We start from the raw sequence: 12,009 nt of genomic DNA, 5'->3' as shown, positions 1-12,009 counted from the left end.
AATTTGGAGCGGCCTTTAAAATCATGCTCCGGCGTTGCGCCGGATAACAGCGAAGATTAGTTCTTCGCGTAGAATTCGACGACGAGGTTTGGTTCCATGGTCACTGGATATGGGACATCGCCCAGACCAGGTGTCCGTGTGAACGTGGCTGTCATCTTGTTGTGGTCGACTTCCATGTAGTCAGGCACGTCACGCTCTGGCAACTGGGATGCGACCAGAACCAGCTCAAGCTGCTTGGATTTCTGGCGGACCTCAACAACGTCGCCTTCTTTGACGCGGTAAGACGGGATGTTCACTTTCTTGCCGTTCACGGTGACGTGGCCGTGGTTTACGAACTGGCGCGCAGCGAACACGGTTGGAACGAATTTGGCGCGGTACACAACAGCGTCCAGACGACGCTCCAGCAGACCGATCAGGTTTTCACCGGTATCGCCCTTAACACGCTCGGCTTCGCCGTAGATGCGACGGAACTGCTTTTCTGTCAGATCACCATAGTATCCCTTCAGTTTTTGCTTTGCGCGCAACTGAGTACCGAAGTCGGACAGTTTGCCCTTACGGCGCTGACCGTGCTGGCCGGGGCCATATTCACGACGGTTGACGGGGGATTTCGGACGACCCCAGATGTTTTCGCCCATCCGGCGGTCAATTTTGTACTTGGCAGCGGTACGCTTTGTCATACGCTGATCTCCTTCTTTGTTTGCGAAGGGCGTTGTCCTTTCCCCGGATTTGGCCGGGGCGACAGGGTTCCGCTTGCGCGGTCCACCAACACCAATGAATGCGCGGCTTATAAAGGGGATTCGTGAGGTGTCAACGGCGAAGGACGCAAGGGACGGACAGCCAAGCAAAGCGTCTTACGAATGCGCCATTTACAACCAATTATCGTCAAATACATACGTTACAACGTAAAATGGGGCGGTAAAGAGGATTGAATGTGCCGGTTTTTGTGGTTTTCTTGTTAATCAGTTCGGCAATATTGTGGCTCATTGGTCATCTGATGGTGAAGCAACGCTTCGTATCATTGAATACCAACTTGTCCAAAATTTACGGATCCGTATCTGCCGCTCCACCCTCGCCAGAGACACAACCACAACTCATGGCTCTTTGTGTTGACCTGATGCGCAAACAGCATTGCAACGTTCCCTTTGATGACCTGACGCCCCAAGAACAGCGAATGGTTCTACACGCCCATGCGGTTGAGGTACTTCCAAAATGGATGTCGCGATATGCCGCGCTTTGGCTTTCTAAGGAAAACCGTAAGCTGATTAATCAGTTGCACCACATCAAGTCATCTCGTCCGGATCAGCAAAAACAGTATTTCGGTGCGATCCGCCGCCAACAGCAATTGCGTTCTGCCTCAAAAGGTTAGACACCTGCGGCTATGTCGCAACTCTCGCAACTCTCGCAACCCAGGCAACTTATCTATTTTGCCGCAGCCTTTGGTGCTGGCGGGCTTTTATCGCTTATGGTGCTGTTCAACGGGACTTTGGCGGCCTATGGCTCTTTGCTGTTTGCATCATGGGTGCCGCATTTGACCGGCACTGTTGCCGCGTTGCTGATCCTGATTTTTCTACGACCTAAGCGTGCCGAGACGGTGCGCCCGCCGCTTTGGGTGTATCTTGGCGGGGTTTCCGGAGCTGTGACGGTGATGCTGACGTCCGCAACGCTGAATAGCGCCTTGGCTTTGTCCGGAACCATTGCCCTTGGCCTTGCCGGACAAATGGTTTTCAGCCTTTTTGCCGATATGCGCGGCCTTTTCGGACTGCCGCAGCGCACGCCGGTCCGGCGGGATTATGCCGCCCTCACTCTGATAACTGCTGGCAGTCTGATCCTGATCTTCTTTGGGAGCGGATCATGATCTGGTTCGCAACCCTTGCTATCCTTGCCGGTGTCCTGGTGTCGCTCAGCCGCCAGATCAACGGGCGGTTGGCATTGTCGACATCCGCTTTGGAATCTTCGTTCTGGAACCACATCGTTGGGTTGGTTTTTATCTCGGCTGTTGCGCTGCTGGTTGGCGGGCTTTTCGCCGGAGAGCCAACCGCCTCACCTTGGTGGGCCTATCTGGGTGGCCCGGTCGGCGTGATTTTTATTGCCGCAGGCAGTTGGCTGATCGCACGTATTGGTGCGGCACAGACCGCGCTTCTGATCATCGCGGGCCAGATGATTTCCGGTGTCGTCCTCGATGTGACAATGGGCGCGCCCGGTGATTTATGGGCGCGCACCTTGGGGGTCGGTCTGATCCTGGCGGGCATGTGGGTCGCGCAAGGCAAGGGGAAAGCCTAGTCGTCTTCGCCCGCGTTCATTCTGGTGATACCGGCAACTCCCGAGTTACCCAGTTCGACCGTCGCAAATGGACCACCTATGCAAAGGTTTGCGAGATCTGAATTGTCCAACGGCGGTGTTTTGGCGAAGACCTCGTTTGCAAAGATTTCGGCATTATCCTTAGGCCGGTACCCAAGATGGCCTGCCTTGGCATTGTCCACCACAGCGCGGTCATTGTTAGAGATGCCGTATACAATCGAGAACCCAACGACAGGGCTGTCGATGGAGCGTTCCACCAGATGAATCAGATCGTCGTAGGACAGCCATGTACCAATGCTACGGGCATTGGTCGCAGGAGCGCAGGAGAAGATACGCAAACACACGGCCTCTATGCCACGTTTGTCCCAGTAGAGGCTGGCAAGATCTTCACTGAAGCATTTGGCAAGGCCATAGTAGGTGTCTGGGCGGTGCGGCACATCAAGACCTATCGTATCCGTTTTCTTGTGCATCCCAACAGCATGCACCGAACTGGCATAAACCACACGCTTTACACCATGCCGGTAGGCCGCTTCCCAGACATTGTAGGCCCCGATTATATTGGATTGCAGGATATCGTCCCAAGGGGCTTCATCGGCAATCGCCCCAAAATGCACGACCATATCGGCGCCCTCAATAACATCAAGCGCGGCGTCAAGACTGGACAGGTCCGCCTGCTTATAGACCTCTCCCTCCATTAACGTGCCGATATCACCCGCAATGTCAGTCGACACCAGCGTGTCGCACATCTTGGCCAGTGGTGCGCGCAGACGGGACCCAAGGGAGCCCGCAGCCCCAGTCAGAACGAGTTTTTTCATACGTTTTCCTTTCCAGTTGCTTTGCGCATCTGCGCCAGCAGGGCATCGGCCCCTTTGGCTAGCAAATTTGTATCGGTACCACAGGCCACGAAGGTGAAGCCTTCTGCAAGGAGTCTTGATGCGAAAGCCGGGTCCGTCACAAGCGTGCCGACAGGGATGCCTGCATCCATAAGCTTGCCTGCGGCGTGCAAGATCAAATCCCATACTTCGTCTGACATATGTGCGCCCAAAAGCCCCATATCCGCGGCTATGTCAGCGGGGCCAAAGAAGACGCCATCAACGCCGTCCACCTGCCCGATCTCCAGCGCTTGCGCGACAGCCGCCTGTGTCTCGACCTGCAAAATAACGGCCGTTTGCTTATCAGCGTTGGCATAATAGTCTACGACCCGCCCGAAGCTATTGGCACGGATCGACCCGGCAACCCCGCGCACGCCCTTGGGTGGATAGCGGCAGGCAGCAACGGCGGCCTGCGCCTCCTCGACAGATTGCACCATGGGAAACAACAAACCCGGCGCGCCTATATCCAATAGACGTTTGACCATCACGGTATCGTTCCATGGCGGACGCACAATGGCCGTCGATCCGTGCGGTGCTATTGCCTGCAACTGGCCCAGGACTGTGCTCATATCGCTCGGAGCGTGTTCCATATCGACCAATAGCCAGTCGTATCCCGCGCTCGCGACCACTTCGGCCGCATAGTTATTGGAAAGGCTGACCCACAACCCGATCTGCTGACGCCCCCCCGTATCGCAGCAAGGAAAGCGTTTGGCGGCATTTTCATATCACCGCCTTCTCAACGAACTTCTCGCCCTTCTCAATCCGGTCATAGTTGAACGGGGTCAGGTCAAGCGCACGGTATTCGCCATAGGTGATCAATTCGGCAGTTCCGCGGCCCATAGCCGGGGATTGTTGGAACCCATGCCCCGAGAACCCATTTACAAAGATGAAGTTTTCCACCTCCGTATGCGGCCCCAAGATCGCATTTTGATCGAAGGTGTTATAGGCGTAGTGCCCGGCCCAGGAATTGCGCAGCTTGATCGCTTCAAACTGTGGGATTCGAGTGGCGAGGATTGGCCAGACCTTGTTTTCCCAGATGCTGTGATCTTGGGTGAAGTCATCATAGTCCACGGCCGGGTCTTCGTCCGGGGGCAGCCCGCCAGATAATAGGTGCCGTCGGTACGCATGTGAACGCCCGAAGGGTCAATGGTCAGCGGCAGATCGCGGTCCAGCGGCTGTTCAGCCTCAAAAATGAAAGTGTAACGCTTGCGCGGCTCTACGGGAATTTCGATGCCAGCCATGCGGGCCGTCAGTACGGCACGCGGACCGGATGCGTTCACGACCGTACCACATTGGATCACTTCGCCAGATTTCAGGATCACGCTTTCCACCTTGGTGCCCGCCGCATTGCGATTCATCGCAATGACCTCATTGGTCAGGTACTCTACGCCACGTTCCTTGGCAGAGCGTTTCCACCAATCAAACAGCGTATTGCCATCGAAGTACCCTTCATCGACCAAGTTATGGTTCGCTGCGATAATGTCATCAAGGTTGTAGAATGGATAGGCCGCCGCGATCTCATCGCGCGTCATGTGTTTGGTGCCAGCCCCGTTGGCCGCTTGCACCATCTGGCTTTCGCGCAGTGTCGTGGCGAACTCTTCGTTATCGGCTAAATACATGTAGCCATAGCTTTGCAGTACCACGTCAGGCACGCGGGGATCCCCGCCCATGTAGTTGCGGAAATTCTTTACAAAATCGGCAGCGAACTGAGATACCTTCACGTTGATTGCTGCGCTGAACTGCTGCCGCATGCAGGAATTGGTGTGCGAGGTAGAGGTGAATTCATAGGTCGGGTCGCGTTCCACGACGAGGACCGAGCCGTTGAAATCAGGGTTGTCCGTCAGAAACCACGCGACCGACGATCCATACATCGCCCCGCCCACGATCACGACATCATAGCTGGTCTTGGCTGGCGTTTGCGTCATGCAGTTTCTCCCCTTGCGACCGCGGCAAGAACGGCCTCCACCGCCTCTGTGCGCATGCCATATTCCTCTCGCGCAGCTTCTGCAGAAATGTAACCGCGTGCAAGATCGCGTTTGACAAGTTCGGGGTCGCGCCGCGACGCGTTGCCGTAACCTGCGCCACCGGGGAAGGCGAGCATGACGCGCCTTCCCTCCGGCACATATTGCTTGCCTTTGCCTTGCATCGCTGTGCCATCATCCTGGGCAATGGTCGTGGGCGCACCGCCCTGCCCGCCTTGCCGCCCGCGCGCAGGATGATCGACCCGGTCGAACATGGCTGAAAAGTCGAATTCATGACCCTCTGTTGCGCCGACCTCCATGTATTGCCCCAAACCACCGCGATGTTCGCCAGCACCACCGCTGTCGGGGCGCAATTCCTTGCGCCAGATGATCACCGGGCCGGTGTGTTCCGTGGCCTCGATCGGCATGGTCATCACGCCCGAAGGAAAGGCGGTTGCATTCAATCCATCAACCGTCGGCCGCGCGCCTGCACCACCAGAGTTAAAGGTCAGCACTTCGGACCGCTGTCCTTGTTTCCCCGAAACCGGACGCAGTGAGACTTGAAAGTTGCACAAGCAGCCTGCCCCTTCGGCAGGTACGGCCGCAGGCAAGATTTTGTCCAGCGCGTCATAGACCGTGTCGGGGATCATATGACCAATCACATGGCGCAGTGCGACGGGTGCTGGGTGGACTGCGTTGACGATACTGTTGACCGGGGCTGACACCTCAAACGGTGCGAGCGAAGCCGCATTGTTGGGGATTTCGGGAGCAATTGCGCATTTGAGCGCGTAGCAGGCGTAGGCTTTCGTATAAACCAGAGGCACATTGATGCCCTTTTTATCAAGGCCCGATGTGCCTGTGAAATCGCAGTGGATGCGATCTTCTTCGATGCTCAGCTTCACTTTTAGATCGATCGGCGTCGCAAACCCGTCAATGCGCATTTCGCCGGTTGCAGTCTTTCGCGGCAAGGCCGCGATCCGTTCCAGCGTCGCACGACGTGCGTTCTCAAGGATGAAATCTCCGATGCCTTCCAGATCGGTGAGCGAAAATTCTTCCATCATCTCGACCAAGCGGCGGTGACCGATCTCGTTACAGGTCGCCAAGGCATACATGTCGCCGACCAGCTGGTCCGGTTCGCGGACATTGCCGCGCACGATGCGGATCAGGGTTTCGTCGACGGTGCCACCATCCACGAACTTCATGATCGGAATGTAGAGTCCCTCTTCATAGACACTCGCCGCATCCGCACCAAAGCCGCGCCCACCGATATCAACGACATGGGCGGTGCAGGCGAAGAAACCCACGTGCTGACCTTGATGAAATGACGGACTGACAACGGTGATGTCGTGCAGGTGACCTGTGCCTTCCCAAGGGTCGTTGGTAATGTAGACGTCGCCTTCGTTGATGTTCTCGTGTCCAATGCGGCGGATGAAATGGGCCACTGCATCTGCCATCGCATTGACATGGCCGGGTGTACCGGTGACCGCTTGGGCCAACATCAGGCCTTGGGCATTATACACCCCGGCAGAGAGATCGCCCGCTTCGCGCACAGAGGTCGAAAAAGCGGTGCGCATCAGCGCCTGCGCCTGTTCTTCGACGACCGAGATCAGGCGGTTCCACATGACCTGACAGGCAACGTTGCTCATGCCCGTTTCTCCGTGATGTCAATGGTGCCGTCCGGGCGCGCGATGGCGGTGCGGCTGTTGGGCACGACGATGGTGGTTTCGTCTTCGGTGATCAATGCGGGGCCCGCGACCGTATCGCCCGGGTTCAGTGCGCCGCGCAAAACGACTGATGCCTCGCTGGCCACACCTTGAACAGGATCAAAGAGCGCGCGCGTGGTTTCGACCGTACCCGGTGCATCGGCTAAGCGTTTCACCCAAAGCGTCTGCCTTGGCTGCCTCGGTTGTCGCATTGACGGCCCAGACCGTGATTTCGATGTCCATGCCCGCAACCGTGCGACCAAACAGTGTAGTGTAGTCTGCCTCAAACAGCGTTTGGAAAGTGTCGGCATCAGGGTTGGCTGCTTGCGCGGCAGTGAGCGCGATGGGGATTTCCCAGCCTTGGCCGGTATAGCGCATATAGACCTTGTACTCGGCAATGATCGGCGCCTTGGCGTCGCAGGTACGTACGAATCCGGTCGCCTCCGCCTCCAATTCGCCAAGCAGGGTTTTTACGGTGTCGGGCGCGAAATCGGACAGCTTCATATACACACTGCGTGTCGCTTCAAAGCTGAACGGCGCGCGCAGGAAACCAATCGCGGACCCCACACCCGCACCAGTCGGCACCAGCAACCGATCAACGCCCAGTTTCTCGCACAACCGTCCAGCATGCAGCGGGGCAGCACCGCCGAAGGCGATCATGGTGTAGTCGGCAAGGTCTTCGCCATTCTCAACCGCATGCACACGGGCGGCGTTGGCCATGTTTTCGTCCACCACTTCGGCCAAACCAAAGGCAGCTGTTTGCGCATCCATATCCAAAGGGTCGCCAAGGGCCGTGAGGGCTTTGGCAGATGCATCGCTGTGCAGTTGGATGAAGCCACCGGCAAAGCTGTCAGGGTCCAACTTACCCAAAATCAGGTCCGCATCGGTGACTGCCGGGCGGTCACCACCGCGCCCATAGCAGGCCGGGCCGGGTTCCGACCCGGCACTCTCTGGTCCGACGCGAATTTGGCGCATCGTGTCGACATGCGCGAGGCTGCCGCCCCCTGCCCCAATCTCGACCATATCGATGACAGGGATTGAGATTGGCATGCCAGATCCCTTTTTGAAACGGTAGGTGCGGGCCACCTCAAAGACACGCGCGGTTTTCGGAGTTTGGTTCTTGATCAGACAAATCTTGGCCGTTGTCCCACCCATATCGAACGACAGGACTTTGTTCAGACCGTAACGTGCCGCAATGTTAGCGGCGAAGACGGCCCCGCCAGCAGGACCGGATTCGACCAAACGCACAGGGAAGTCAGCGGCACTCTCCAGGCTGATGATCCCACCACCGGAGTGCATCAGGAAGATCGGGCATGCGGCTCCTTCATCTGCCAAACGTCCCTTAAGACGACCAAGATATGACTTCATCAACGGCTTGATATAGGCATTCGCCACGGTCGTATTGAACCGCTCATATTCACGCATCTGTGGCGAGACTTCGGACGAAAGCGAGATCATCACATCCGGTAATTTCTTGGCAAATACGTCGCGGATCATCTGTTCGTGACTGTCGTTCAGATAGGCGTGGATCAGGCCGACCGCGATGCTCTCAAACCCGTAAGAGGCCATCTGATCAGCCAGTGCTTCAATGTCGGCGCGCTGTAACGGAATCAGCACACTACCCTGTGCATCCATCCGTTCTTTCAGCGTGAACCGATGTTGACGTGGCAAAAGTGGTTCTGGCAATTGCAGGTTTAGATCGTACTGCTCAAACCGGCTTTCGGTACGCATCTCGATCACATCACGAAAGCCCTCTGTGGTGATCAGCGCCGTCTTCGCGCCGCGTCGCTCGATCAGGGCATTGGTGGCAAGCGTGGTGCCGTGAATGATTTGCTGGATCTGTGCTGGTGTGATCCCAGCCTTGGCACAGACTTGGTGCATTCCGTCAATGATAGCGTTTTCCGGAGCGGCATAAGTTGTCAGAACCTTGGTTGAGTATTGGCCCTGACCAACCTCGAGAACGACGTCCGTGAACGTACCCCCGATATCAACCCCCAACCGCGTATGGTTTTGCATCATCATCACCTTCTGCATCTACATGACGGTAACGCGCGCAATTGATCACTTCCAATTGTTTAATTTTATATAAACGATTGATTTTTGTGATCCTGTGCGATCTGCACAGCGGTGTTGGCTGCATCCGCAACGACGCGCGGCGCGCGTTCTGCATCAAACCGGGCAAAGAAATGAAGAGGTTCTGGCACCCAGTCATACTCAAGCTGCATCAGTGCACCAGATTTAAGCTCACTTTCTACCATCGCCAAAGGCAATGCGGCGACGCCCATGCCATCGATGGTCATGGTCTGGCAGGCGGCCAAATTTGTCGATGGAACAAGACAGGGCGCAAGGTCACGGCGTGACCCGAAGTGCGCTGCGATCTCTTCATAGAGGCGCGTGTCGCGGGCGTGAGTCAAAATTGGTTGCGCGGCGAGCGTTTCAATCGTCTGCGATGACGGCAAACCCAGATCAGGTGCAGCCACCCAGGCCATCTCATAAGCTCCGATTTCGATCTGACCGGTCGCAAGTCGGCTGAACGGCTCATTCTGCAGCGCAAGGTCAAGGCTGCGCTCGGCAAGACCCTTTTCCAGGTTAACCGAAAAGTCGACTGTCAGCTCCACAGAAAGCCGTGGATACACGTCTTTCAGGCGACGCAGGTAAGCACGCAGCCATGTGTGCACGATCATTTCGGTCACACCAAGACGTAAGGTGCCTTCAATCAACGCCTTCTGATCAGCTGCCACAATCAGTGCATCTGTAGCGTCCAAGACGCGCCGGGCGTGGGCGAGTAGGTCCTGCCCTTTGCCGGTAAGCCGTACTGACCCCGCATCCCGCGTCATCAACGTCGTGCCCAGCGCCTGTTCTAGCCCGGCAATCCGAGCCGAGATATTCGGTTGGGTGGTGTTCAGACGTTCTGCCGCACGCCGGAAACTTTGCAGGTCGGCGACCCAGACGAATGCTTCGAGTTGTTTGAGGTTCAGCCGCATAGAGGACTTTCCGAACAGTTCATAAAAGCGATAGGCCTACATCGCACTGGCCCGGGTTGCGTGTCCACGATTGTCTTTCTGGGCCAGCCCCCTGATCTAAAGACATCAAAGCTGACAGTGATAGGCTATCCGTTGGGAAAAATGCCTCGGCTTACGGTTTTGTCAGGCCCTATCTCCAAGCACGATTTTCGTGGCATTTTCCGTCTGTTCGACCTTAGCAATAGCGGCACCAAATAGGGGTGATCAAACTGAGCCCAAATGCCCAAATCAGCCGACAAATCGAACCGGGTGAGATCGATGAGGTCGATGCCCGAAACCGCGCTATTCGCTTCCATGCTCACGACGGCGTAACGGGTTTCGGCTAACAAAAAATGACCAGATTGCCATCGACAGTTTCGCTGCAATCCATGAGTGACGTTTCCCAACGAACATGTGCAAGAAAAGGGCCAGACTTGCCCAAGTTGAGCCGGTTTCGGGAACACGCCCGCCTTTTTGCCGCAAATCACCGACGTGCCGTTTACCTTGAATTTTTTTCGATCTAGGGATTCGTTGTAGGCAAATACATTTCAAAGGACCGTCGTGATGCAGGAATGGTGGCGCAGCGCAGTAATCTATCAGGTCTATCCCCGGTCCTATCAAGATACCACGGGTAACGGTGTCGGTGATCTTGCGGGCATCACGCGGCGGCTTGACCACATTGCGGCCCTTGGGGTGGATTGCATTTGGTTATCCCCGTTTTTTGCCTCGCCACAGGCGGATATGGGGTATGATATTTCAGACTACCTGTCGGTTGATCCGTTGTTTGGGGACATGGCGGATTTTGACGCTCTTATTGCAGGTGCCCATGAACACGGATTGAAAGTAATCGTTGATCAGGTCTTGTCACATACCTCTGATCAGCACGCATGGTTCAAGCAATCCCGCAGCAGCCGCACCAACGACAAGGCCGATTGGTATGTTTGGGCTGATCCGCAGCCTGATGGTTCACCACCAAACAACTGGCCCAGCAACTTTGGCGGTCCCGCTTGGGAATTTGATCCGCAACGCGGGCAATACTACCTGCAAAACTTCCTGGCCGCGCAGCCGGACTTGAATTTTCATAATCCGGACGTGGCGGATGCAATCCTTGAAACCTGCAAATTCTGGCTGGATCGCGGTCTTGATGGGTTCCGTCTTGATACGGTGAACTATTACTTCCACGACCAGCAGCTACGCTCGAACCCACCGTCGCAAACAAAACAAAAGGAAATACTGACCGAAGTCTACGGCATGCAGGAGCACGTTTATAATAAGACACGACCAGAAAATCTTGGTTTCCTTGCCCGTTTGCGTGCGCTCACCGATCAATATGACGACATCATGATGGTCGGGGAAGTCGGCGAGGAGGGCCGCCGTTCTATTGAGATCATGGGTGAGTATACAGCCGGGAGCGCGCGCCTGCATATGGCCTACAGCTTTGCGATGTTGAGCGATGACTTCAGCGCCGCTCATTTGCGCGATTGCATTGAGGGCTTTCAGACCGGCGCACCTGATGGCCATCCCTATTGGTCTTTCAGCAATCATGACGTTGTGCGCCACGTATCACGCTGGGGCGCGCATGCTGTATCTGAAGAGAGCATGGCCCGGTTGACCTGCGCGATGCTTATGTCATTTGAGGGAACAATCGGGATCTATCAGGGCGAGGAACTAGGGCAGACCGAAACCGAGCTGGTCTATGAAGAACTGACCGACCCGCCAGCGATCCGCTTTTGGCCTGGTGTCAAAGGTCGCGATGGATGCCGCACGCCGATGGTTTGGGAAAAACATGCGCCCAACGCCGGGTTCTCGACCAGTAAACCATGGTTGCCTGTCAAGGCACCCCAAGCAACCAGAGCTGTTGATCAGCAAGGGGCCGATGGCATCATGGCGCACTACAAAGAGATGATCGCCTATCGCAAAAGCAACCCCGCACTATCACGCGGCAAAACCACATTTATCACGCTGCCCGAGCCCCTGCTGGCCTTTACGCGGACCGCTGAGGAACAAACGCTCACCTGCATCTTCAATTTGTCAGCGGATCAACACATAGTGTCATTGAAAACAAAGGCCAAAGTTGCACTGGGAGAGGCCGTGTCGCTTGAGGATGACAAGCTGACACTGGCCGGGAACGGCTATGCTTACTTGTCACACGGTGCCGAGGTCCCGCTCTAGC

Annotated in this window: 9 protein-coding genes and 2 pseudogenes; 4 read left to right on the top strand and 7 right to left on the bottom strand. The window is 56.1% G+C overall.

Annotation, left to right across the window (positions count from 1 at the left end):
- Positions 1–56: 56 nt before the first annotated feature.
- Positions 57–677: a 30S ribosomal protein S4 gene (rpsD, locus tag QTO30_RS19530; protein WP_340425700.1), complete on the bottom strand. Its 621-nt coding sequence runs from the start codon at positions 675–677 to the stop codon at positions 57–59.
- A gap of 254 nt (positions 678–931) precedes the next feature.
- On the opposite strand from rpsD, the gene QTO30_RS19525 reads away from it, so the two are divergent.
- The 3 genes from QTO30_RS19525 to QTO30_RS19515 are packed head-to-tail and all read left to right on the top strand — an operon-like array spanning position 932 to position 2,280.
- Complete coding sequence (locus QTO30_RS19525) at positions 932–1,366, top strand: hypothetical protein (RefSeq protein ID WP_340425699.1); 435 nt, start codon at positions 932–934, stop codon at positions 1,364–1,366.
- Positions 1,367–1,378: 12 nt separating this feature from the next.
- On the top strand, positions 1,379–1,855 hold the full coding sequence (locus tag QTO30_RS19520; protein WP_340425698.1) for a DMT family transporter: 477 nt from the start codon (positions 1,379–1,381) through the stop codon (positions 1,853–1,855).
- Positions 1,852–2,280 (top strand): DMT family transporter, encoded by a 429-nt coding sequence (locus QTO30_RS19515; protein ID WP_340425697.1) that lies wholly within the window; start codon positions 1,852–1,854, stop codon positions 2,278–2,280. Before QTO30_RS19520 ends, QTO30_RS19515 begins: the two co-directional genes overlap by 4 nt.
- On the opposite strand, the gene QTO30_RS19510 is transcribed toward QTO30_RS19515, so the two are convergent.
- From QTO30_RS19510 to QTO30_RS19480, 6 genes and pseudogenes are all read right to left on the bottom strand, one after another.
- Positions 2,277–3,113, bottom strand: a complete 837-nt coding sequence (locus tag QTO30_RS19510; RefSeq protein WP_340425696.1) for an NAD-dependent epimerase/dehydratase family protein — start codon at positions 3,111–3,113, stop codon at positions 2,277–2,279. The genes QTO30_RS19515 and QTO30_RS19510 overlap by 4 nt on opposite strands.
- The gene (locus QTO30_RS19505) at positions 3,110–3,835 is read right to left on the bottom strand and encodes an HpcH/HpaI aldolase family protein (protein WP_340425695.1); all 726 of its coding nucleotides are present in this window, start codon (positions 3,833–3,835) and stop codon (positions 3,110–3,112) included. Before QTO30_RS19505 ends, QTO30_RS19510 begins: the two co-directional genes overlap by 4 nt.
- A gap of 55 nt (positions 3,836–3,890) precedes the next feature.
- Positions 3,891–5,095, bottom strand: a pseudogene (locus QTO30_RS19500) (NAD(P)/FAD-dependent oxidoreductase).
- Entirely contained in the window at positions 5,092–6,777 is a 1,686-nt protein-coding gene (locus tag QTO30_RS19495) for a hydantoinase B/oxoprolinase family protein (protein ID WP_340425693.1), read from the bottom strand. Before QTO30_RS19495 ends, QTO30_RS19500 begins: the two are co-directional and overlap by 4 nt.
- A pseudogene (locus QTO30_RS19485) lies at positions 6,774–8,853 on the bottom strand (hydantoinase/oxoprolinase family protein). Before QTO30_RS19485 ends, QTO30_RS19495 begins: the two are co-directional and overlap by 4 nt.
- 62 nt (positions 8,854–8,915) lie before the next feature.
- Entirely contained in the window at positions 8,916–9,818 is a 903-nt protein-coding gene (locus QTO30_RS19480; RefSeq protein WP_340425690.1) for a LysR family transcriptional regulator, read from the bottom strand.
- Positions 9,819–10,400: 582 nt separating this feature from the next.
- On the opposite strand from QTO30_RS19480, the gene QTO30_RS19475 reads away from it, so the two are divergent.
- Positions 10,401–12,008: an alpha-glucosidase gene (locus tag QTO30_RS19475; protein ID WP_340425689.1), complete on the top strand. Its 1,608-nt coding sequence runs from the start codon at positions 10,401–10,403 to the stop codon at positions 12,006–12,008.
- The last annotated feature ends 1 nt before the right edge of the window (position 12,009 follow it).

Source organism: Yoonia sp. GPGPB17, assembly GCF_037892195.1.
Taxonomy (GTDB): Bacteria; Pseudomonadota; Alphaproteobacteria; order Rhodobacterales; family Rhodobacteraceae; genus Yoonia.
The sequence above is the reverse complement of the archived record's forward strand: the minus strand, read 5'-3'. Positions and strand labels throughout refer to the sequence as shown.